Source organism: Sphingomonas dokdonensis, from assembly GCF_002197685.1.
Classification (GTDB): domain Bacteria; phylum Pseudomonadota; class Alphaproteobacteria; order Sphingomonadales; family Sphingomonadaceae; genus Sphingomonas; species Sphingomonas dokdonensis.
This window is the reverse complement of record NZ_NBBI01000005.1, coordinates 35,769-56,739: the sequence shown is the minus strand read 5'-3', so window position 1 is coordinate 56,739 and position 20,971 is coordinate 35,769. Positions and strand designations below refer to the sequence as shown.

The following is a 20,971-nucleotide window of genomic DNA, read 5'->3' as shown; positions in this document are numbered from 1 at the left end:
TGCTGCGTTGCTATCGCTGCGATCGGTGTCGGCACTATCACCTGACGAGCAGGACGAAGGGGAAGTGGACGCCGCGCGCAGGGTGAGCCCCAATGCGCGTTCAGGCGTGAGCGCTCGCCGTCGCCGCCTTGTGAGGAACCAGGACGGCGTCGTTACCGGCGATCGCGCCGGTGCCGCGGTTCGCGCGTTTGGCGGTGTACAGCGCCTCGTCCGCTGCCTTCATCAGCGCCGGACGATCGGCGTGACGGGCCGTGCGGGTGCACGCGCCGATCGTTGCAGAAACGGTAATACCGACGTGCGGGTCGGCGCCCTCTCCGTAGACGGTGTGGCGTAAATCGGTGAGCAATTGCGTGATGCCGTCTGCCAGCCGCTCGGTCGCATGGCTGCCGCGCAGCATCACGACGAACTCGTCACCGCCGAGCCGCGCCGCAAGATAGTCGCCGAGATGATCGGCAGCGCCCAGCTTGGCGGCCATGGCGCGCAGCACCTCGTCACCGGCGGGGTGGCCTAGCCGATCGTTGACCTCCTTGAAGCGATCAAGATCGATGATCGCGATAGCCAGGGCGGTATCCTCGGCCGAAGCGCTGGCGAGCGCCTCGTCAAGCGTCTCGTTGAACGCGCGGCGGCTGGCGAGGCCGGTGAGTTCGTCGGTCAGCGCGAATTCGCGCAGGCGTCGCTCGATCTTGTAGCGTTCGGTGATGTCCTGGATGACGCCGATGACGGCGACGATCTTGTCTGCGCGAACCTCGGCCTCGCCCATCAGCCGGACACGGCGCATGATGCCCTGTGCGTTGACGAGATCGGCCTCCAGATCCCAGGATTGGCCGGTCGCGGCGCAGGCATCGAGCGCGGTGCGGAGCATCTCGCGATCGGTGGGCGGATAGTGCAGCAACGCCTGCTCCAGATCGGGCTTGTCGCCGACCGCCAGTTGATGAATGGCATAGGTCTGCGCCGACCAATGCGTGTCATTGGTTGCGAGGTCGAGCTGCCACGAACCAATGCGCGCCATCCGCTCGGCCTGTTGCAGGATGCGCTGCGCCCGCTCGCTTTCGATCAGCGCTTCCTGCCGCGATAGTGCGAGCTTCAGGCTTTCGGTGCGGGCGCGGCGCGCATCCAGAAGGCCCTCGATCACACCCGCAAGGCCTTCCAAAAGCTCCAGTTTGTCGGGCGTGAGGTCGAGCAAGCGATCATCGGCAATACACAAGGTGCCGATGGGATAACGGGCGCCGCCCTGAGCCTGGCTGTGGCGCAACGGAACCCCGGCGTATGACCGCACAAAGGGCTCGCCTGTGACCACCGGACTCCAAGCGACACGCGGATCGGCATGCGTATCGGGGATCACGAGCATCGCATCGGCCATGATCGCGTGTTGGCAGATCGAAACCTCACGCGCGGTCTCCGGCACATCAAGCCCACAGCGTGCCTTGAACCACTGACGATCGGCATCGACGAGCGAAACGTAAGCCATGCGTGAATCGAAGATGTGGCGTGCGGCTTGGACAATCGCGTCGAACTCCGCTTCGGGCGGCGTGTCCATCACCTGCAGCGATCGCAAGGCCGCCAGGCGTTCCTCTTCGTGCAATGGGAACATGGCCTCACCATGCCCCTCAACGTGTTAGCCAGTCGTTAACGATGGTGACCCGCACGCTACGTCATCGCAGCGGCTTCTTCTCCAGCTTCCGCGCGAGCGTGCGGCGATGCATGCCGAGTCGCCGGGCTGTTTCGGAAATGTTGAAGCCCGTTTCCGCGAGCGTCTCGTTGATCCGTTCCCACTCCAGCGTCTTGATCGACGTGGTGCGCCCCTCGATCGGAACGTCGGCGTCGCCCTCGGCCGCCTTGTTGAAGGCAGCCTCGATATCGTCGGTGTTAGATGGTTTGGCGAGATAATGGCACGCACCTAGCTTGATCGCCTCCACGGCGGTGGCGATGCTGGCAAAGCCGGTCAGCACCACGATCAGCATGTCGGGATCGAAGGCGTGGAGCCGCTCGACGCACGAGAGGCCGGAGGCGTTGCCGAGCTTCAGGTCGACCACCGCATAGCCCGGGCGGGCCTCCTCCAGCATCGCTTCCATCTCCGCCGGGCCGTGCACCATCCACACACGATAGCCGCGCCGTTCGAAGGAGCGGTGCAGCGTGCGCGCAAAGGTCTGGTCATCCTCCACGATCAGGATCCGGCGGTCGTCGCTCATTTCGCTCTCCGGCACGTTGTTCTGCCCTAACGCCTGGGCTTTGCGAGCGGGAGCACCAGCCGTACGTCCGCGCCGCCGCCGGGACGGTTCATCGCCTCCAGCCGGCCGCCCAGCCGGCGCGCGACGTTGCTGGCGAGGAACAGGCCGACACCGTGCCCGGCACCCTTGCCCGAATGGTAGAGCTTGCCGACCGACGCGAGCTGGCTTTCGGTGAAGCCGCGGCCCTGATCGGTGACGGCGATGGTGAGTTCGTCGCGGTCGCAGGTGGCGGCGAGCGCGACACCGGTGGGGGAAGCCTCAGCGGCATTGTCGAGGAGATTCCACACCGCCTGGCGGAGCGACGGACCTGCCACCACCGCGGCATCGCCCAGGCCATGAAGGTCGACCGAGAGCGGGCCGCTGGCCAGGGTGGCGCGCCATTCCTCGACGATGTCGTGAAGGAAGGCATGGGCGGGGACGCTCTGCATCGCCTCGCCGCGTGGCTCGCCGGCGGAATGGAGAATGTCGGTGACGATCGCCTTGCAGCGTTCGACCTCCGCCTGCATCTCCGCGAGCTCGCCGGCGAGCTCGGGATCCTCGGCGATCTTGGGCAGGCGGCGCCAGTCGCTGAGGATGACCGCCAGCGAGGCGAGCGGGGTGCCGAGTTCGTGCGCCGCGCCGCTGGCGAACAGGCCGATGCGCACGATGCCGTCCTCCTCGGCCGCACGCTGGCGCAGATCGGCCAGAAAGGCGTCGCGCGCGCGCAGGTTTCGGCTGATACGCGTGACGAACATGGCCACCAGCGTGCCGCTGAGCAAAAAGGAGAGCCAGGCACCAAGCGCGTTGAGCTCGCCGACGAACGGCGCAATGCTGGGCGGATAGTCGAGCGGGCGGCTGTCCGCGGCAAGGCCGGCGTAGCAGACGGCCGTGAGCACCACGAGCACCCACACCGACCAGGTTTCGAGCAGGATCGCGCTCAGCACCACCTGGATGAGGAACAGCGATACGAAGGGATTGGTCGCGCCGCCGCTGAGCGACAGCTGCGCCGTGAGCGAGCCGACGTCGAACAGGAGGCCGAGCATCAGCTCCACGTTGGTGACGCGGCCGCGGGTGACGAGCAGAAAGCTGACGATGTTGGCGAACGCCTGCAGCGCGATGATCACCATCATCGGGAACAGCGGCAGGTCGATGCCGAGCGCGAACTGTACCACCAGAATGGTGATCAACTGCCCGGCGACCGCCATCCAGCGCAGCTGCAACAGCTGGCGCATGTTCTGCGCGGCGGTGGAATCGTGCGATGAGCCGGCCTGCGCGGCGGAGCGGCGGGTGAGCGCGAGCAGCGGCGAATCCATCATCGCCGTCTCTTATCATTGCGTAGCACCACCACCGCGCCGCCGAGGCTGAGCAGCGCGAGGCCGAACCAGGTAATGGCGTACATAAGGTGATTGTTGCGGAAGGCGATCACCGTCAGGCCGCCGATCGGATAGCCCCCGGGATTGGACGTGGCGTCCGCGTCGATGAAGAAGGGGGCGACGCGGCCGAGGTCGCGCGCCTTGGCGATGGCAGCGACGTCGCGGGAGAACCAGCGGTTCGCGGCCGGATCGTTGCTGCGCAGAAAGGCGCCGCCGGGTTCGCTGTTGCGGAGGAGGCCGGTGATGGTGACGGGAGCGTCGGGCAGCGACGCGCGGCGGGTTGCGCGGTTGCGGCGCTCATCGGGCACGAAGCCGCGGTTGACGAGGATGAGTGGCTGGCCGTCGCCGCGCGCCAGCGGGGTCAGCACCCACCAGCCGGGGCCGTGGATGGTGACGGCCTGTACCAGCGTTTCGCGATCGTTGAGCAAGCGCCCGGTGACGCGCACGCGGCGATATTCGAGATCGCCGTTCCAATCGGCTGGTGCAGGAAGGGGAGACGGGGCGGCGTCCACCCGCGCCTCCACCCTGGCGATCAGATCGAGTTTCCAGGCCCGGCGCTGGACCTGCCAGATGCCCAGCGCCGTGAAGAGCGCCGCCAGCGTCAGGCAGACGCCGACGAACGCGTAGCGCCGCATCACATGCCCATGCCGTCCATCGGCATCATGTTGCTGTTGAGATGGAACATGATCCACAGCGACCCCGCGATGACGATCGCGATGATGATGACGGTGAAGATAAAGGCGAGCATGGTCCAGCCGCCCTCCGCCTTCGGATTGAGGTGGAGGAAGAAATAGGTGTGGACGATGATCTGCACGAAGGCGAGCGCGACCACGATGATCGCCGTCGCCTGCACGCTGGCGATCGCGCCCGACATGACGAGCCAGAACGGGATCGCCGTCAGCACCGCCGACAGGAGAAAGCCCATCACATAGCCGCGGCGTGAGCCATGGCCGTGGCCGCCATCGGGTGGCGGCGCGCCGTCATGGCCCCCGGCATGATCGCGTGTGTGTGCGTGGGGGGCGCTCATCGCAGCACTCCGAGCAGATAGACAAAGGTGAAGACGCCGATCCAGACGACATCCAGCAAGTGCCAGAACATGCTGAGGCACATCAGGCGACGGCGGTTTTCCATGACGAGGCCGCGCTGGCCGAGCTGGACCAGCATGACGCAGATCCAGATGAGCCCGCTGAACACGTGCAGGCCGTGCGTGCCGACCAGCGTGAAGAAGCCGGACAGGAAGCCGCTGCGCATCGGCGTGGCGCCTTCGTGGATCAGCTCGGTGAACTCATAGAGCTCGATGCCGATGAACGCCGCGCCGAACAGGCCGGTGATGGCGAGCCACAATTGCGTGCTGCGGACCTGGCCCTGCTCCATCGCGATCATCGCCATGCCGCAGGTGATCGAGGAGATCAGCAGCATCGCCGTGTTCAGCGCCACCAGCTTCAGATCGAAGATCTGCGACGGGGCGGGGCCGCCGGCATAGCTGGTGCTGAGCACGCCATAGGTGGCGAACAGCGTCGCGAAGATGAGCGCGTCGCTCATCAGGTAGATCCAGAAGCCGAGCGTCGTGCCGCCGGCGCTGTGATCGTGCTCGTCCGCTTCGGTCTGGTAGAAGACCGGCGGCGCGCCGTCCTCGGCGGTGGGGGAAAGGGTGGTCATGTCAGGCTCCCGCCAGCGCGTGCTTGCGTTCCGTCTCGGCCACGTCCTCGGCCGGGATATGGTAATCGCGGTTGTAGTTGAAGGTGTGGAAGATGCCGTAGCCGATCATCGCCACGAAGCTGAGCCCGGCCAGCCACCAGATGTACCATACCATCGCGAAGCCCAGCACCGCGGCCAGCCCCGACAGGATCACGCCCGTGCCGGTGTTGCGCGGCATGTGGATCGGCAGGAAGCCGCTGTCGGGCACCTTGGAGCCGCGCTCCTTCATGTCGTGCCAGGCGTCGAGATCGTGGACCACCGGCGTGAAGGCGAAGTTGTACGCCGGCGGGGGCGAGCTGGTCGCCCATTCGAGCGTGCGGCCGTTCCACGGATCGTCGCCGACGCGCAGCTTGTCGCGATTGATGATGCTGACCACGATCTGGATGATGAAGGCAGCGATGCCGACCGCGATGATCGCGACGCCGATCGCGGCGATCACGAACAGCGGCTGGAGCGTCGCATCGTCGAGGTGGCGCAGGCGGCGCGTGACGCCCATCAAACCCGCGACGTACATCGGCGTCCACGCGACCCAGTAACCGATCACCCAGCCCCAGAAGTGGATGCGGCCCCAGAACGGATCGAGCTTGAAGCCGAAAGCCTTGGGGAACCAGTAATCGATGCCGGCGAACAGGCCGAACACCACGCCGCCGATGATGACGTTATGGAAATGGGCCACCAGGAACAGCGAGTTGTGCAGCACGAAATCGGCCGGCGGGATGGCGAGCATGACGCCCGTCATGCCGCCCACCACGAAGGTGAGGAGGAAGGCAACGACCCACTGCATCGGCAGCTCGAACCGGATCTGGCCGCGGTACATGGTGAACAGCCAGTTGAAGATCTTCGCGCCTGTCGGGATCGAGATCACCATGGTGGCGATGCCGAAGAACGAATTGACGCTGGCGCCCGAGCCCATGGTGAAGAAGTGGTGCAGCCACACCAGGAACGACAGGATGGTGATAACCACCGTGGCGTAGACCATCGACGAATAGCCGAACAGGCGCTTGCCGGTGAAGGTCGAGGTGATTTCCGAATACACGCCGAAGATCGGCAGGATCAGGACGTACACCTCCGGGTGGCCCCAGATCCACACGAGGTTCCAATACATCATCGGGTTGCCGCCGAGATCATTGGTGAAGAAGTTGAAGCCGAGATAGCGATCCAGCATCAGCATGGTGAAGGCGGCGGTGAGGATCGGAAAGATCGCGATCACCAGTACGTTGCTGCACAAGGCCGTCCAGCAGAACACCGGCAGCTTCATCATCGTCATGCCCGGCGCACGCATCTTGATGATCGTGACGACCATGTTGATGCCCGACAATGTCGTGCCGATGCCGGCGATCTGCAGCGCCCAGAGGTAGTAATCCGGCCCGGTATCGGGGCTGTTCTGGAGATTGGAAACCGGCACATAGTTCAGCCAGCCCGCGCGGCTGAACTCGCCGACGAACAAGGACACCATCACTAGCAGCGCCCCCGCCACCGTCAGCCAGAAGCTGAAGTTGTTCAGAAAGGGGAACGCCACGTCACGTGCGCCGATCTGCAGCGGCATGACGTAGTTGATGAGGCCGACCACCAACGGAATGGCGACGAAGAAGATCATGATTGTGCCGTGCGCGGTGAAGATCTGATCGTAATGGTGCGCGTTCAAATACCCCTCGTTCGCGCCGAAGGAGAGGGCCTGCTGCGTGCGCATCATTACCGCATCGGCAAAGCCGCGCAGCAGCATGATGATGCCGAGGATGATGTACATGATGCCGATCTTCTTGTGATCGACGCTGGTGAACCATTCGGTCCACAAATAGCCCCAGAGCTTGTACTTCGTGATCGCGCCGACGATGGCGAGGCCGAGCACGACCACGCCGGCGAAGGTGACGAGCAGGATCGGCTCGTGGATCGGAAAGGATTCAAAGCTGAGGCGACCGAAGATCGTCTTCAGGACGGTTTCGTTGAACATCGGATGGCTCCGGGGGCTCAGCCGTGCGCCGCGCGGGGCTGACCCGGCGTCGCTGGCTGAGAAAGGAACGTAAGGTCGCGGTTCCGGGGCGAGCCGGGGTCGGTGCTGCCCGGTGCGCCCGGCAGGCGCGGCTTGGAGTTATGCGGCACGGGCGTGATCTCGTCCGTATCCTTCATCAGCCCGCCCTCCGGCTTTCCGCGCGGGATCGATTGGCGCCCCGCGGGCATGCCTTCGCCCGCCTGCATCGGATTGGGCTCGCCACCACCGCCGGCCGCATTGTCGCGTGCCATGATCTCGCTCATGCACGGGGTGTTCGGGGTGACGCAGCGTTCGTAGATGCGCTGGAACAAGGCCGGCGCCACCGAGCCGAAGTGCATCACGGGAACCTGCTCGCTGGGCTTTTCCAACTTGAGGTAATTGGCGGTGTCGAGCGCCGCGCCGCGGCCCTTCACCTCGCCCACCCAGCGGGTGAAGGCGGCATCGTCCAGCCCGCGCAGCTTGAAGCGCATGTAGGAGAAGCCGGCGCCCGAATAATTGGCGGACATGCCCTCATAGTCGCCCTGGCGATTGAGCACGGCATGCAGCGTGCTGCGCATGCCGGGCATGGTATAGACCATGCCGGCCATGGTGGGCGCGTAGAAGGTGTTCATCATGTTGGTCGACGTCATGTCGAAGCGGACCTGCCGATCGACCGGCAGCGCCAATTCGTTGACCGTCGCGATCCCGAACTCGGGATAGATGAACAGCCACTTCCAATCGAGCGAGACGACCTGCACCAGCAGCGGCTTCTGCTTGGGATCGACCGCCTTGGTCGCCGAGATGCGGTTCAGGGGGCGGAAAGGATCAAGCAGGTGCGTGCTCGACCAAGTGAGCGCGCCCAGCGCGATGATGATAAGGAGCGGCGCCGACCAGATGATCAGCTCCAGCGAGGTGGAGTGATCGAAATGGGGATCGTAGGTCGCCTCCTTGTTGCCTGCGCGATAGCGCCAGGCGAACACCACCGTCAGGATCATCACCGGAAGGATGATGAGCAGCATCAACCCGACCGAAGCGTAGATCAGGTTGCGTTGCTGAAGCGCGATGTCACCCGCCGGGTCGAGCACGGCGCCTTGGCAACCGGCGACGCACAGCAGGAGCGGGATCAGGGCCAAACGGGCAAGCCGTGTCAGCGGGGCGGGATGGGTGGGCATATGACACGCTCCTAGGCCGAGTCCGCCCGTCGCTACATTGGACAATTTGTCCAATCCCGTCACTGGCGTACCTCCGGCAGAGGAGTGTAGTAATGAACCCCGACGCGGGCCAACCATTAATGCACGGCGGATCGCCGCGGGAGCATGACGAATGACTGCATCCACCACTGCGCCCGACTCGACGTCGCTGGAACGCGACGCGCGGCTGGTCAATGCGCGCGAGAAGGAAATCGCACCTGGTGAGATCGCGATCGGCGTGATTATCGGGCGGACAAGCGAGTTCTTCGACTTCTTCGTTTACGCGATCGCCTCCGTGCTGGTCTTTCCCAAGCTCGTCTTTCCCTATGTCGATGCGCTGACGGGCACGCTGTATTCCTTTGCGATCTTCGCGTTGGCGTTCCTCGCTCGGCCGTTCGGCACCTTGCTGTTCATGTGGGTGGACCGGGTGCACGGCCGCGGCACCAAGCTGACCATCTCGCTGTTCCTGCTGGGCGGCTCCACCATGGCGCTGGCGCTGCTGCCGAGCTACGCGCAGGTCGGCACGCTGTCGGCGGTGTTGCTGGCGCTGTTCCGCATCGGTCAGGGCGTGGCGCTGGGCGGCGCGTGGGACGGGCTGCCGTCGCTGCTGTCGCTCAACGCACCTGAGGAGAAGCGCGGCTGGTATGCGATGATCCCGCAGCTTGGCGCGCCGCTGGGGCTGCTGCTGGCATCGTGTCTGTTCGCTTATTTCCTTGCGATCCTCAGCCCGGAGGACTTCCTCAGCTGGGGCTGGCGCTACCCGTTCTTTGTGGTGCTGGCGATCAACGTCGTGGCGCTGTTCGCGCGACTGCGCCTCGTCGCGACGCCAGAGTTCGAGCGGCTGTTCGAGAGCCGCGAGCTTCAGCCGTCGCCGGCGTTCGCCACCATGTTTCGCGAGCGGCGCACCATCGTGCTGGGCGCGTTCGCGCCACTGGCGAGCTTTGCGCTGTTCCACCTCGTCACCGTGTTTCCGCTGTCGTTCGTGACGCTGTTTGCGGAGGAGGAGCCGGTGCGCTTCCTCGGTATCGAGGCGCTGGGCGCGGTGATCGGGGTGCTGGCGATCCTGGCGTCGGGCGTGATCGCCGACCGGGTGGGGCGGCGCGCGGTGCTGGGCGTCTCGGCCGTGTTGATCGCGGTCTACAGCGGCTTTGCGCCGCGCCTGCTAGGCGCAGGACAGGTGGGCGAGGCAATCTATATGCTGGGCGGCTTTGCGCTGCTGGGCCTTGCCTTTGGCCAGTCATCGGGCGCGGTGAACAGCAATTTTCCGCCGGAAAGCCGCTACACCGGCGCGGCGATCGTCGCCAATGCCGCCTGGGTGATCGGCGCTGGCTTCGCGCCGCTTGTGGCGCTGTTCCTGGCGAGCCGCTTCGGCCTGTGGTCGGTCGGATTGTACCTGCTGTCGGGCGCGATCTGCACGCTGGGCGCGCTGGCGATCAACAAGGAATTCGCGCGCCGCGCGGCATGAGGCCCGGTGATGGCTGACGCGGCGAGAGTGCTGCGTCAGTCCTTGTCCATCTTCGCGCCGACGTGGCGGGTGCCGCGCTTGCGGGCGAGCGCTTCCTGACGGTGGCGTTCGGCAAGGCGGGCGCGCTTGTCTGCATCGAGATCGGCGTGGCAGGCAGGACAGCTGACGCCTTCTTCGTACAAGGGTGACTGCCGCGCCTCCGGGCCGACCGGACGGCGGCAGGCGCGGCACAGGACGTGGGTGCCGGGCGCGAGATCGGGGGTGACGGCGACGCGCTCGTCGAACACGAAGCATTCGCCCTGCCACGTGCTGTCGGCAGCGGACGTCTTTTCCAGATAGTTCAGAATACCGCCATGGAGGTGATAGACCTCCTCGATCCCCTCGGCCTTTAGAAAGGCGGTAGACTTTTCGCAGCGGATGCCGCCGGTGCAGAACATCGCCACCTTTTTCTTGCCCGCGAGCAGCTGATCCCGGTTGGCGCGGAACCAGTCGGGGAAGTCGCGGAAGCTTTTGGTTTCGGGATCGATCGCGCCGGGGAAGGTGCCGATCGCCACTTCGTAATCGTTGCGCGTGTCGATCAGCAACGTATCGGGCCGCGCGATCAGATCGTTCCAGTCCTCGGGCGCGACATAGGTGCCGGCGTCGGCGAGCGGATCGAGATCGGGTTGGCCCATGGTCACGATCTCACGCTTCAGGCGGATCTTGAGCCGGTGGAAGGGTTCCCCGGCGGCCCAGGCGTATTTGACCTCCAGCGCCGCGCAGCCTGGCAGGGTGCGCAGGTGCGCGATCACCGCCTCGATGCCGGCGGGCGGGCCGGCGATCGTGCCGTTCAGCCCCTCATGCGCGAGCAGCAGCGTGCCCTGAACGCAGTGGGTGCGACACAATTCCTCGATCGGTGCGCGCAGAGCGGCCGGATCCTCGAAGCGGGTGAACTGATAAAGTGCCGCGGTGCGGAAAGGCTGGGTCATGAGGAGCCATCAGGGGACGGGAGGGGCGCTCTTTCGAGCGTTGGTAGCCCCCGCCGTTCATTCACTGGTGCGGTCGAGAAGACTCGAACTTCCACGTCCTTTCGGACACAACGACCTCAACGTTGCGCGTCTACCAATTCCGCCACGACCGCACGTGATGTCCGCCGGGCTGGGCCGGCGGTTGGCAGGAGCGCGCCCCTAGCAAGGGTTCCCGGGGCTGGCAATGGGCTTTGCCGGATTACGATGAAAAGATTGCATCGACCGGGGTTACGCGAAGGCCTTACTCGCCGTCCTCGCCGACGAAACTCAGCTCCAGCTTCTTGGAGCTGGCGGGCACGTCGAGCTTGGCCGAGTTGAAGTCGATCGCGCTTTTCGGCGCCAGCGTGCGCTGCTGCGGGATGATCGTCCAGGTGAAGACGATGCGATTCTGCGCGTCGCGCAGATCGGCGCGGATGTCGGGCACGCGCTGGCGATCGTTGGACGGGTTCAGCACCTTGCCGCTGACGGCGAACAATTCGCTGCCGTTGCTGATCTCGCGCCGCTCGATCGGATTGTCGATCAGCCGTAGCGGCGTTTCCTCGGGGCCGATGGCAAGGCCGAACTGGGTCGCGAGGCCGGGTGCGCTGGTCCACAGGATTGCGGCGACGGCAACCAGCATCAGCACCGCAGCGAGCACGGCGGCGAGCGTCCAGCGGCGCGCCGGATTGCTGCGGGGGCGGCGGTGGCCAGTCGTTGGCGTGCTGTCCGCGGCAGTCGTCGGGGCAGCCGCCTGAGAAGATATGGCAGGCGGAACTGCGCTTGGCACGCCGAGCGGCGGTACGATGGGTGGGGCGACGCCCAATGGCGGTGCGGCGGCCGGGGCGATCGGCGGCGCTGCCGCGTCGGGGGGTTCTGGTGTTGCCGGCGGCGGTGTCTCAGGCGGGGCGGCGGCAATCGCCTCTGCGGCGCGCGCATCGGGCTCCTGATGCCAGCTGTGGCGGCAATTGGCGCAGCGCACCGTGCGCCCCTCCGCGCCGATCGCGGTGTCGGGCACCAGATAACGGGTGCTGCATTCGGGACATTGCAGGATCATCGCGCGACGCTACCGGCGGGGAACGGGAGGGCTGAAGCCATCGCGAATCTAAACACGTGCCTTGCGCTTCATGCAAGCGGAGGTTGAAGGATTACGCCGCATCGTGCGATGGCGGCGCCAAGGCATTGGTGTGTAAAGGACGAACGGCGCCGAAATGGCGAATATCGTGCAGTTCGAGAATGTGGGGCTGCGCTACGGCAACGGGCCGGAGACGCTGTCCGACATCAGTTTCGCATTGGCGCCGGGCTCCTTTTATTTTCTCACCGGGGCGAGCGGCGCGGGCAAAACGTCGCTGCTGCGCCTCCTGTATCTCAATCAGCGACCGAGCCGGGGGATCATCCGCCTGTTCGGCGAGGATGCGGTGACGATGCCGCGCAGTCGTTTGCCCGGCTTTCGCCGGCGGATCGGCGTCGTCTTTCAGGATTTCCGGCTCGTTCCGCATTTGTCGGCAGCGGACAACGTGGCGCTGCCGCTCCGCATTGCAGGGATGCCGGAGGCCGAGATCGCCGAGCCCGTGAGCGAAATGCTTGCCTGGGTAGGGCTGGCCGAACAGGCTGATGCAAAGCCCGAAACGCTGTCGGGTGGGGAGCAGCAGCGCGTCGCGATCGCGCGGGCCGTGATCGCCCGGCCGGAAATGCTGGTGGCGGACGAGCCGACCGGCAACGTCGATCCGGAGATGGCCGAGCGATTGCTGCTGCTGTTCGATTCGCTCAACCGGCTGGGCACCACGGTGGTGGTGGCGACGCACGACATCCACCTGATGCAGCAAGTGCCGGGCGCGCAGATGATGCGGCTGGTGAAGGGTAAGTTGCAGGATCCCACCGGCACCTTGCGCCATCCGCCCGCGCGCGAGCCCGCATGAGCCGCGCCGCAAGCCCGAAAGCCGAGCGTACGAGGCGCGTGCTGGACGAGGCGCGCGGCGTGCGCGCGATGGTGTGGATCATCGCCATCATGCTGTTCCTGACGGTGCTGGGCGCGGCGCTGGGGCTGGCGACGCGCAATGCGGCGAGTGCGCTGGAGGGCGAGTTGACCGGGCGTGCCACAGTGCAGATCGTCGCGACCGATCCGGCCCGGCAGGCGGCGCAGGCGACCGAGGCACTGGCGATGCTGCGTGGCTTGCCGGAGGTTCGCGCCGTGCAGGCAGTCGATCGGGAGGAGCTGGCCGCGCTGCTGAAACCGTGGATGGGCACGGACGGCGCAGATCCCGATCTGCCGGTGCCTGCAATGATCGACCTTGATCTCGCGACGGAAAGCCCAGCTGCACTGGCGCGGGTGCGCAGCGCACTCAGGCAGGTGGCGCCCGACGCGCGGGTGGATGCGCAGGAGGCGTGGATGGCGCCGGTTGCCGACTTCCTCGATCTGGTGGTGCTGATCGCGGCGGTGCTGGTGCTGCTGCTCGCCGCGGCGACGGCGGCGGTGGTGGTGCTGGCGGCGCGCGCCGGGCTTGATGCGCATCGCCACACGATCGAAGTCATGCACATGCTCGGCTCGACCGACGTTCAAGTGGCGCGCCTGTTCCAGCGGCGCATCGCGCGCGATGCGGCGATCGGCGCGGCGATCGGCAGCCTGGCGGCAATCGGCATGTTGCTGCTGGTCAATGCGCAGGCGGCCGAGCTTGGCTCACAGCTGCTGGGGCAGGCGAGCCTGGGGCCGTCGGGCTGGGCGGCGCTGGCGATGTTGCCGATCGCATTCGTGCTGCTGGCGGCGCTGGCCGCGCGCTTCACCATCACGCGGGCGCTGGAGACGGTGCTGTGATTTCGCGCCTTCTTGGGCTGCTGCTGGTGGCCTGGAGCCTCGGCTTTGCGGCGTTCATGATGACGCTGGCGCAGCCGGCCGATCCGCAGCTGACCACCGATGCCATCGTGGTGCCGACCGGCGGGCCGGGGCGCATTCCGCGCGGGCTGAGGCTGATCGAGCAGGGACGCGCGAAGCGGATGCTGGTAACCGGCGTCGCGACGGGGCTGCGCAAGAGCGATCTGGCGGACGCGAACGGGCATGCGGCGGCGATCGAATGCTGCGTCGACCTCGGGCGTGAGGCGGTGGATACCCGCTCCAATGCCGAGGAGACGGCGCGCTGGATGGCCGACCATGGCTACCGATCGGTGCGGCTCGTTACCTCCGACTGGCATATGGCGCGGGCGCGGATGGAGCTGGGGGCGGAGCTGCCGGCGACCATCACGATCAAGCGCGACGGCGTGCCGGGCGATCAGCGGCTCGGCCGGCTGGTTAATGAATACAACAAGCTGATCCTGCGGTGGATCGCTTTGTGGGTCGGACTGGACTGATGATGAACTGGGTGCGCACGATCATCTATCAGATCGTCTTTTATACCGGGTCGGTGTTCATCGTGCTGGGCGTGGCGCTGGTGGCGCCGTTCGGCCAACGCGTCTTGATCCACCATGCGCACCGCTGGGCGCGGCTGCAACGCTGGGCGGCGAAGCACATCCTGGGCATCACCACGCGCATCGAGGGGCACTTGCCCGAAGGCCAGTATCTGTTCGTATCCAAGCACCAGGCGATGTACGAGACGACCGAATTGCAGCTGATCCTAGGCGGCCCGGCGATGGTGCTGAAAAAGGAGCTGGCCCGTATCCCCATGTGGGGCTGGGCGACGCGGCTGTACGGATCGATGGCGGTTGATCGCGAGGCATCGGCCAAGGCGCTGCGCCAGCTGATGAGTGAGGGCGCGGCATTGCGCGAACAGGGCCGGTCGGTGGTCGTCTATCCCGAGGGAACGCGCGTGCCGCCGGGCGAGACGCCGCCGCTGCGATCGGGCTTTGCCGGGCTTTACAAGGCGGTGGGGCTGCCGGTGGTGCCGATCGCGGTGGATAGCGGGCGCTTTCTGCCCAAGAAAGGGCCCAAGCGGCCCGGCGTCGTCACCTTCCGGATCGGCGAGGTGATCCCGGCGGGACTGCCGCGGCGCGAAGCGGAGCAGCGCGTGTGGGAGGCGATCAACGCGCTGGAGTTGGAGGGGCGTGTGGGGCAGGCGGCGGGCTGATCCGTGCCATCCTTCACGATCAATCGTGCTTGCGGCCGAAATCCGCCGCGGCGTCATCCTGGCCCTGATCGACGATCGATCGGCGGATCGTGCGGGTGCGCGAGAACAGGTCGTGGAGCGTGTCGCCATCGTCCCAGCGGATCGCGCGCTGAAGGTGCGACAGATCCTCGCTGAAACGTTGCAGCATCTCCAGCACCGCTTCCTTGTTGGCGAGGAAGACATCGCGCCACATCGTCGGGTCTGATGCCGCGATGCGGGTGAAGTCGCGGAAGCCACCGGCGGAGAATTTGATCACTTCGGACTGGGTGACCTCCGCCAGATCGTTAGCAGTGCCGACGATCGTATAGGCGATGAGGTGCGGCAGGTGGCTGGTCACCGCCAACACGCGATCATGGTGATCAGGCGCCATGATCTCCACCATGCTGCCAAGCCGACGCCAGAATTCGGCGACCCGCTCCGTGGCGACGGGATCGCCGTCGGGCAACGGGGTGACGATGCACCAGCGGCGGTTGAAGAGGCTGGCGAAACCCGCCTCGGGGCCGCTCTGTTCGGTGCCGGCGACGGGGTGCGCGGGGACGATCGTGGCGCCGGGCAGCGCGGCGGTGAGCGCGCGAATGACCTCCGCCTTGCAGCTGCCGACATCACTGACCACCGCCTCGATCGGCAGATCGGCGGCCATCTCGGCTGCAACCGCGCCCATTGCGCCCACGGGAACGCACAGGATCACCAGCTCCGCGTCGGTCACCGCCGCGCCGAGCGTATCGGTGACGTCATCGACGATGCCGAGCGCGTCGGCGCGGACGCGGACATCGGCGTCGGCATCATGGCCGGTGAGGCGGACGGTCGGCATTTGCTGCCGAACCGCACGCGCGACGGAGGAGCCGATCAGGCCGAGGCCGATGATGGAGACGCGAGAAAAGGGCAGCACTTGCGATCTCCGTTTCCGTGTCATCGTCATGCCGGGCTGGTCCCGACATCCACTTGGCCGCGGACCTCAAGGCCGAGGAGTGTGCGGATCCCTGGACCCTGGCACAAGGCCGGAGTGACGTTAATTGATGTTGCGTCGAGCGCTCAGTGAGCGCCCGTCAATTGCCTGAGTGCCGCGATCACGCCCTTTGTCTCATCCTCGGTGCCGATGGTGATGCGCAGGCCATGGGGCAGGCCCTGGCCGGGCAGCCAGCGGACGATATAGCCGGCATCCATCAGCCCCTTATACGCGGCCTCGGCGGTCAGATCACCTTCGAATACCACGAGCACGAAGTTGGCCTGGCTCGGAATCGCGCGCAGGCCCGCATTGCCGAGTTTGGCAATCTCGTCCCCGAACCACGCGCGCCATTTGGCATTGTGCGCGGCAGTGTGGGCGACGAACTCGGTATCGCCGAGCGCCGCAACCGCCGCCGCCGTGCCGGCGATGGTGATCGAGAAAGGCAGGCGGATGCGGTGCATCGCCTCGATGATCGCGGGCGCGCCATAGCCCCAGCCGATCCGCTCCGCAGCGAGGCCGTACATTTTCGAGAAGGTGCGCGTGACGAGGACGTTCGACGCCCTGGCCGCGAGCGCCATGCCGCCATCATCATCGCCGCCGTCGATATATTCGGCATAAGCATGATCGAGCACGAGCAGGATGTCGTCGCGCAGGCCGGCGTGCAGCCGCTCGATCTGCTCACGCGGCGCATAGGTGCCGGTGGGGTTGTTGGGATTGGCGACGAAGACGATGCGCGTGCGATCGGTAACGGCGGCGAGGATTGCGTCGACGTCGGTGGCATAATCCTTGTCAGGGGCGATCACCGGAGTGGCGCCGACGCGGCGGATGGCGATCGGGTACACCGCGAAGCCGTAATTCACGTATATCGCTTCGTCGCCCGGACCGGCAAAGGCGCCAGCGGCGAGGTGCAGCACCTCGTCCGAGCCGTTGCCGTAGATGATGCGCGCGGGATCGAGGCCGTGCTTGGCGGCGAGCGCATCGCGAAGCTCGTTCGCACTGGCATCCGGGTAGCGCTCCAGGCTGGTCGCGGCGCCGGCGAATGCTTCGCGCGCCTTGGGGCTCGTGCCGAGCGGGTTTTCGTTGGAGGACAGCTTGGCGACCTTGCGGCCGTCATCGGTCGTCGATCGCCCGGGCACATAGGGGGCGATCTGCATGATCCAGGGTTTGGGAACAGGTCCAGTCATGGCGCGGCGCATAGCGGGCGGGGGTGGGGGATGGCAACGGCGCAGCGCCGCTCGGCCCCGCGGCGCTTTCCCCGTCCGACGTACAATGCTAGCGCGCCCGCATGTCCGCCGACGACCAGCGTTTCGGTCTCCAGCGCCACGTGACCCTGCCCGGCCCGCTGCCGCTAGACGGCGGGGGGCGGCTTGCGCCGGTCGAGATCGCCTATGAAACCTATGGCACGCTTGCGCCCGATCGCGGCAATGCCGTTCTGATCTGCCACGCGCTGACGATGGATCAGCATGTCGCGGGCGCCAATCCGCGCACCGGCAAGCCGGGCTGGTGGACGCAGATGGTAGGGCCGGGGCGGCCGGTGGATACCGACCATTTCTTTGTGGTGTGCGCCAATGTGATCGGCAGCTGCATGGGATCGTCCGGCCCGGCGACGATGGATCCGGCGACCGGCAAGCCGTTTGGCATGATCTTTCCGGTGATCACGATCCGCGACATGGTGCGCGCCCAGGCGTTGCTGCTCGATCATCTGGGGGTCGATCGGCTGAAGGCAGTGATCGGCGGATCAATGGGCGGGATGCAGGCGCTGAGCTGGCCCGCGACCTTTCCCGACCGGGTGGAAGCAGTGGTGGTGATCGCGTCGGCGGCGCGCCATTCGGCGCAGAATATCGCCTTTCACGAGGTTGGACGGCAGGCGGTGATGGCCGATCCCCACTGGCGTGGCGGCGACTATTACGGGCATGAGGTGCCAGCAGCGGGCCTCGCCGTAGCGCGCATGGCGGCGCACATCACCTATCTGTCCGAAGCCGGGCTGACACAGAAGTTCGGGCGGAAGTTGCAGGCTCGAGACGCCAAGACGTTCGGCTTTGACGCCGATTTCCAGGTGGAGAGCTATCTGCGCTATCAGGGGATCGCGTTCGTCGATCGCTTCGATGCCAACAGCTACCTCTATATCACACGTGCGATGGATTATTTCGATTTGGCCGAGGAGCATGGCGGGCTGCTCGCCAGTGCCTTTCGCCAGACGCGCGCGCGGTTCGCGCTGATCAGTTTCGACACCGATTGGCTGTATCCGACCCGCGAGTCGCGCAGCATCGTGCAGGCGCTGAACGCGGCGGGCGCGCCGGTGAGCTTTGTCGAGCTGTCGAGCCCTTATGGCCATGACGCATTTTTGCTCGATTCGCCCGAGATGAACCGGGTGGTGGCCGGGTTCCTGGGAACCGCATCATGACCTTGCGGGCGGATCTGGCGATCATCGCGAACCACGTGGCGGCGGGCAGCCGGGTGCTGGACGTGGGTTGCGGTGACGGCGCGCTGATGGCGGCGCTGCGCGATGCCAAGCAGGCGGACGCGCGCGGGCTGGAGATTGATCCGCGCAACGTGGCGGCGGCGGTGGGACGCGGGCTGAGCGTCATCCAGGGCGATGCCGACATCGATCTGGCCGGTTATCCCGATGCGAGCTTCGATTACGCGATCCTCAGCCAGACGCTGCAGACCTGCCGGGCGCCCGACGCGGTGCTCGGCCAATTGCTGCGGATCGGGCGGCGCGCGTTCGTCAGCTTTCCCAATTTCGCGCACTGGCGCGTGCGGCTATCGCTGCTGTGGGGCGGGCGGATGCCGGTCACGCGGCTGCTGCCCGAGCGCTGGTATGATACGCCCAACATCCACCATCTGACGGTTGATGATTTCCGCGCGCACCTGAGATCGCGCGGTATCGCGGTGGAGGGCGCGTGGTTTCTTTCAGGCGACCAACAAACACGCTCGGCCGCTGCAAACTTCCTTGCGGAACACGCAATCTTCCTTTTGCGGGGAACCGACGCAGCATCATCTGTGTTGCATCGCGACTGACCATGACAAAGACCGCGCTCATCATTGAAGACGAGATTTTCGTCGCACTCGATCTCGAGCGGATCCTGGTGGACGGTGGCTATCAGGTCGCGGCCATCGCCGCGGACAGCGATCAGGCGCTCGCCGCCGCGCCGGGGTGCTCGTTCGCTTTCGTCGACATCAACCTGCGCGACGGCGCGACCGGGCCAAAGATCGCCGAGCGGATCGCGCGCGATTATGGCGTGAAAGTGGTGTTCGTGACCGCCAATCCGGCTCAGATCGGGGTGCCGACGGATGCGCTAGGCTATGTCCGCAAGCCGTTCAACGACCGGTCGATCCTCGCCGCCGCGGCGCTTGCCACCGGGAACGCAGAGGCCGCGGTGGACGACGATGTTATTCGGATCGGCTTGCCCGGCTGAACGACGCCGTCGGGATGTCGAGGGCAAGTTCCAGTCCTGCGGGACGCCAGTGGCGACGGATCGCGCCACCCAATTGCCGCACTGCGCTAAGCTCGATTAGCTGACTGCCGAAACCGGTCGTCTGCGCGATAGCCGGATCGATCGGCGGTCCACCATTCTCCTGCCAGATGATGTGCGACTGCTCTGCCTCGCGACCGATATGAACGGTGATGTGACCGTCGGGCGTGGACAGCGCGCCATATTTGCTCGCGTTGGTGGCCAACTCGTGAAACAGCAAGGCGAGCGGCGTGGCGGCGCGATCATCGATATGGATATCCGCCCCGGTAACCGTCACGCGCTCGCCGGGAAGCGCCTGGTACGGGGCAAGCAGCTCCTCGATCAGCCCGCGCAGGCTGTCCTGATGCGCCGACGGACGTGAACTGGGGCTGTGCGGACGCACGAAATCATGCGCACGGCCAAGCGCCGCAATGCGTGCGCGCAGATCGGCCACAAGAGGCGCCAGCGGGGGGTGAGCGCGCGCGGCGAACTGGATGAGACCGCCGATAACGGCGAATATGTTCTTGATGCGGTGCGACAGTTCCTGGCTGATGACCTCGCGTTCTTCGAGCGCCAGCTTCTGCTCGTGAATGTCCGTGCAGGTTCCGAACCAGCGGGTGATATTTCCCTCACCGTCGCGGATCGGGAGGGCGCGGCCGAGCACCCAGCGATAGGTGCCGTCGAAATGACGCAGTCGATATTCGATCTGATACGGGTCACCAGTGGCGAGGCTTTGGCGCCACACGTCCCAGGCACGTTCCTGATCCTCGGCGTGGAACATGTTGTTCCAACCCTCGCCGTCCGTGGTGCCAGCCGGCGCGCCGGTAAAATCGTACCAGCGGGCGTTGTAATAATCATGGAAGCCGTCCGGCAGCGTCGACCAGACCATCTGGGGCATCGTGTCGGCCAACGTGCGAAAGCGTAGCTCGCTTTCCGCCAGCGCCGCGCGCGTTTGCGCCGTTTTGCGGCGCTGCTCGCCCTGTTCTCGCGCAACGCGGCGGGATTCGAGCCGTGCCATGGCAGTAGTGGCGAGTATCTCCAGCCCGCGAGCCTGAAATGGCGTCAGGCCATCGCGCGGCGTGTCGTCCAGCACGCAGATGGCACCCAGCGGCACGCCTTCGCGGGTCGAGAGCGGCGCCCCCGCGTAGAAGCGGATGTGCGGCGCGCCGACGACAAGCGGATTGTCGGCGAAGCGTTGGTCCTGCGTCGCGTCGTGCACCTCCATCGGGCGCGAACCGTGCATGGCGTAAGCGCAGAAGGACTGTGAGCGCGGAGTCCTTTCGAGATCGGTACCCGTGCGCGCCAGGAATACCTGTTCTTCGGGTTCCACCACGCTTAGCAACGCGGTGGGTGCGTTGCACAGCTCGGCGGCGAAGGTGACGAGATCTTCCAGCAAGCCGTCATCGCGCGCGCCGCCGAGATCGTACAGCGCCATTACTTGCTCGCGCGCACCCTCGTCGAGAACGGGAGGAGCAAGAGACGTAAGAGCAGACATGGGCTTTGATCGCTAACTGGCTTGGTTGTTGGGCGGCTTAGGCTTGCTCCAGGTTAACCGGAGCCTCGCATCAACCACTCACTGCGCAAATCTTTC

21 protein-coding genes and 1 tRNA gene are annotated in these 20,971 nt (G+C 66.0%); 8 read left to right on the top strand and 14 right to left on the bottom strand.

The features are described from left to right. Positions 1 to 100: 100 nt before the first annotated feature. The 8 genes from SPDO_RS12960 to cyoA all read right to left on the bottom strand — a co-directional run bounded on the left by SPDO_RS12960 (position 101) and on the right by cyoA (position 8,419). Complete coding sequence (locus SPDO_RS12960; protein ID WP_088367933.1) at positions 101 to 1,591, bottom strand: sensor domain-containing diguanylate cyclase; 1,491 nt, start codon at positions 1,589 to 1,591, stop codon at positions 101 to 103. Positions 1,592 to 1,652: 61 nt separating this feature from the next. Next, complete coding sequence (locus SPDO_RS12955; RefSeq protein ID WP_088367932.1) at positions 1,653 to 2,189, bottom strand: response regulator transcription factor; 537 nt, start codon at positions 2,187 to 2,189, stop codon at positions 1,653 to 1,655. Between the two features lie 26 nt (positions 2,190 to 2,215). Then, positions 2,216 to 3,523 carry an ATP-binding protein gene (locus tag SPDO_RS12950; RefSeq protein ID WP_245829487.1) on the bottom strand — a complete coding sequence of 436 codons (1,308 nt, stop codon included), beginning with the start codon at positions 3,521 to 3,523 and terminating at the stop codon, positions 2,216 to 2,218. Then, positions 3,520 to 4,215 carry an SURF1 family protein gene (locus SPDO_RS12945; RefSeq protein ID WP_088367930.1) on the bottom strand — a complete coding sequence of 232 codons (696 nt, stop codon included), beginning with the start codon at positions 4,213 to 4,215 and terminating at the stop codon, positions 3,520 to 3,522. The genes SPDO_RS12950 and SPDO_RS12945 overlap by 4 nt, the downstream gene beginning before the upstream one ends. Next, positions 4,215 to 4,607, bottom strand: coding sequence for a cytochrome o ubiquinol oxidase subunit IV (gene cyoD, locus SPDO_RS12940; protein ID WP_088367929.1), 393 nt, complete (start codon positions 4,605 to 4,607; stop codon positions 4,215 to 4,217). Before cyoD ends, SPDO_RS12945 begins: the two co-directional genes overlap by 1 nt. Next, positions 4,604 to 5,239: a cytochrome o ubiquinol oxidase subunit III gene (gene cyoC / locus SPDO_RS12935; RefSeq protein WP_088367928.1), complete on the bottom strand. Its 636-nt coding sequence runs from the start codon at positions 5,237 to 5,239 to the stop codon at positions 4,604 to 4,606. Before cyoC ends, cyoD begins: the two co-directional genes overlap by 4 nt. 1 nt (position 5,240) lies before the next feature. Continuing rightward, positions 5,241 to 7,229, bottom strand: coding sequence for a cytochrome o ubiquinol oxidase subunit I (cyoB, locus tag SPDO_RS12930; RefSeq protein ID WP_088367927.1), 1,989 nt, complete (start codon positions 7,227 to 7,229; stop codon positions 5,241 to 5,243). A 17-nt stretch (positions 7,230 to 7,246) separates the two neighbouring features. Continuing rightward, on the bottom strand, positions 7,247 to 8,419 hold the full coding sequence (gene cyoA, locus SPDO_RS12925) for a ubiquinol oxidase subunit II (protein ID WP_088367926.1): 1,173 nt from the start codon (positions 8,417 to 8,419) through the stop codon (positions 7,247 to 7,249). Positions 8,420 to 8,570: 151 nt separating this feature from the next. Here cyoA and SPDO_RS12920 point away from each other — a divergent pair, with 151 nt between their 5' ends. Next, positions 8,571 to 9,902 (top strand): MFS transporter, encoded by a 1,332-nt coding sequence (locus SPDO_RS12920; protein ID WP_088367925.1) that lies wholly within the window; start codon positions 8,571 to 8,573, stop codon positions 9,900 to 9,902. 35 nt (positions 9,903 to 9,937) lie between these two features. Here the strand turns inward: SPDO_RS12920 and trhO are convergent, their stop codons facing one another. The 3 genes from trhO to SPDO_RS12905 form a co-directional block, all read right to left on the bottom strand. Beyond that, on the bottom strand, positions 9,938 to 10,870 hold the full coding sequence (gene trhO / locus SPDO_RS12915) for an oxygen-dependent tRNA uridine(34) hydroxylase TrhO (RefSeq protein WP_088367924.1): 933 nt from the start codon (positions 10,868 to 10,870) through the stop codon (positions 9,938 to 9,940). Between the two features lie 65 nt (positions 10,871 to 10,935). Further along, a tRNA-Leu gene (locus SPDO_RS12910) sits at positions 10,936 to 11,022 on the bottom strand. A 128-nt stretch (positions 11,023 to 11,150) separates the two neighbouring features. Continuing rightward, positions 11,151 to 11,942, bottom strand: a complete 792-nt coding sequence (locus SPDO_RS12905; RefSeq protein WP_088367923.1) for a zinc-ribbon domain-containing protein — start codon at positions 11,940 to 11,942, stop codon at positions 11,151 to 11,153. A gap of 154 nt (positions 11,943 to 12,096) precedes the next feature. Between SPDO_RS12905 and ftsE the strand changes: the two genes are divergently transcribed. The 4 genes from ftsE to SPDO_RS12885 are packed head-to-tail and all read left to right on the top strand — an operon-like array spanning position 12,097 to position 14,940. Then, positions 12,097 to 12,804, top strand: coding sequence for a cell division ATP-binding protein FtsE (gene ftsE / locus SPDO_RS12900; RefSeq protein ID WP_088367922.1), 708 nt, complete (start codon positions 12,097 to 12,099; stop codon positions 12,802 to 12,804). Beyond that, entirely contained in the window at positions 12,801 to 13,697 is an 897-nt protein-coding gene (locus tag SPDO_RS12895) for a cell division protein FtsX (protein ID WP_088367921.1), read from the top strand. The genes ftsE and SPDO_RS12895 overlap by 4 nt, the downstream gene beginning before the upstream one ends. Continuing rightward, a complete protein-coding gene (locus SPDO_RS12890; RefSeq protein ID WP_088367920.1) occupies positions 13,694 to 14,227 on the top strand; it encodes a YdcF family protein in 534 nt (177 codons plus the stop codon). Before SPDO_RS12895 ends, SPDO_RS12890 begins: the two co-directional genes overlap by 4 nt. Next, on the top strand, positions 14,209 to 14,940 hold the full coding sequence (locus SPDO_RS12885) for a lysophospholipid acyltransferase family protein (protein WP_342746678.1): 732 nt from the start codon (positions 14,209 to 14,211) through the stop codon (positions 14,938 to 14,940). The genes SPDO_RS12890 and SPDO_RS12885 overlap by 19 nt, the downstream gene beginning before the upstream one ends. 19 nt (positions 14,941 to 14,959) lie before the next feature. Here the strand turns inward: SPDO_RS12885 and SPDO_RS12880 are convergent, their stop codons facing one another. Together SPDO_RS12880 and hisC are read right to left on the bottom strand one after the other, a co-directional pair. Beyond that, on the bottom strand, positions 14,960 to 15,868 hold the full coding sequence (locus SPDO_RS12880; RefSeq protein WP_088367919.1) for a prephenate/arogenate dehydrogenase family protein: 909 nt from the start codon (positions 15,866 to 15,868) through the stop codon (positions 14,960 to 14,962). 143 nt (positions 15,869 to 16,011) lie between these two features. After that, entirely contained in the window at positions 16,012 to 17,109 is a 1,098-nt protein-coding gene (gene hisC / locus SPDO_RS12875; protein ID WP_088368050.1) for a histidinol-phosphate transaminase, read from the bottom strand. Between the two features lie 101 nt (positions 17,110 to 17,210). Here hisC and metX point away from each other — a divergent pair, with 101 nt between their 5' ends. Genes metX through SPDO_RS12860 form a run of 3 tightly spaced genes read left to right on the top strand, consistent with a single transcriptional unit; the run spans position 17,211 to position 19,344 of the window. After that, a complete protein-coding gene (gene metX / locus SPDO_RS12870; protein WP_088367918.1) occupies positions 17,211 to 18,329 on the top strand; it encodes a homoserine O-acetyltransferase MetX in 1,119 nt (372 codons plus the stop codon). Beyond that, complete coding sequence (gene metW / locus SPDO_RS12865; RefSeq protein ID WP_088367917.1) at positions 18,326 to 18,946, top strand: methionine biosynthesis protein MetW; 621 nt, start codon at positions 18,326 to 18,328, stop codon at positions 18,944 to 18,946. Before metX ends, metW begins: the two co-directional genes overlap by 4 nt. A gap of 2 nt (positions 18,947 to 18,948) precedes the next feature. Further along, positions 18,949 to 19,344: a response regulator gene (locus tag SPDO_RS12860; RefSeq protein WP_088367916.1), complete on the top strand. Its 396-nt coding sequence runs from the start codon at positions 18,949 to 18,951 to the stop codon at positions 19,342 to 19,344. Here the strand turns inward: SPDO_RS12860 and SPDO_RS12855 are convergent. Next, complete coding sequence (locus tag SPDO_RS12855; protein WP_088367915.1) at positions 19,319 to 20,875, bottom strand: sensor histidine kinase; 1,557 nt, start codon at positions 20,873 to 20,875, stop codon at positions 19,319 to 19,321. The two genes, SPDO_RS12860 and SPDO_RS12855, sit on opposite strands and share 26 nt — an antisense overlap. Positions 20,876 to 20,971: the final 96 nt, after the last annotated feature.

Bases quoted from the DNA above. Each gene is read 5' to 3' on its own strand.
- SPDO_RS12955 (WP_088367932.1), bottom strand. From the start codon at position 2,189: ATGAGCGACGACCGCCGGATCCTGATCGTGGAGGATGACCAGACCTTT.
- SPDO_RS12920 (WP_088367925.1), top strand. From the start codon at position 8,571: ATGACTGCATCCACCACTGCGCCCGACTCGACGTCGCTGGAACGCGAC.
- hisC (WP_088368050.1), bottom strand. From the start codon at position 17,109: ATGACTGGACCTGTTCCCAAACCCTGGATCATGCAGATCGCCCCCTAT.
- SPDO_RS12960 (WP_088367933.1), bottom strand. From the start codon at position 1,591: ATGTTCCCATTGCACGAAGAGGAACGCCTGGCGGCCTTGCGATCGCTG.
- metW (WP_088367917.1), top strand. From the start codon at position 18,326: ATGACCTTGCGGGCGGATCTGGCGATCATCGCGAACCACGTGGCGGCG.
- SPDO_RS12855 (WP_088367915.1), bottom strand. From the start codon at position 20,875: ATGTCTGCTCTTACGTCTCTTGCTCCTCCCGTTCTCGACGAGGGTGCG.
- SPDO_RS12895 (WP_088367921.1), top strand. From the start codon at position 12,801: ATGAGCCGCGCCGCAAGCCCGAAAGCCGAGCGTACGAGGCGCGTGCTG.
- trhO (WP_088367924.1), bottom strand. From the start codon at position 10,870: ATGACCCAGCCTTTCCGCACCGCGGCACTTTATCAGTTCACCCGCTTC.
- cyoB (WP_088367927.1), bottom strand. From the start codon at position 7,229: ATGTTCAACGAAACCGTCCTGAAGACGATCTTCGGTCGCCTCAGCTTT.
- metX (WP_088367918.1), top strand. From the start codon at position 17,211: ATGTCCGCCGACGACCAGCGTTTCGGTCTCCAGCGCCACGTGACCCTG.
- cyoD (WP_088367929.1), bottom strand. From the start codon at position 4,607: ATGAGCGCCCCCCACGCACACACACGCGATCATGCCGGGGGCCATGAC.
- cyoC (WP_088367928.1), bottom strand. From the start codon at position 5,239: ATGACCACCCTTTCCCCCACCGCCGAGGACGGCGCGCCGCCGGTCTTC.
- ftsE (WP_088367922.1), top strand. From the start codon at position 12,097: ATGGCGAATATCGTGCAGTTCGAGAATGTGGGGCTGCGCTACGGCAAC.
- SPDO_RS12905 (WP_088367923.1), bottom strand. From the start codon at position 11,942: ATGATCCTGCAATGTCCCGAATGCAGCACCCGTTATCTGGTGCCCGAC.
- SPDO_RS12950 (WP_245829487.1), bottom strand. From the start codon at position 3,523: ATGATGGATTCGCCGCTGCTCGCGCTCACCCGCCGCTCCGCCGCGCAG.
- SPDO_RS12860 (WP_088367916.1), top strand. From the start codon at position 18,949: ATGACAAAGACCGCGCTCATCATTGAAGACGAGATTTTCGTCGCACTC.
- SPDO_RS12945 (WP_088367930.1), bottom strand. From the start codon at position 4,215: ATGCGGCGCTACGCGTTCGTCGGCGTCTGCCTGACGCTGGCGGCGCTC.
- cyoA (WP_088367926.1), bottom strand. From the start codon at position 8,419: ATGCCCACCCATCCCGCCCCGCTGACACGGCTTGCCCGTTTGGCCCTG.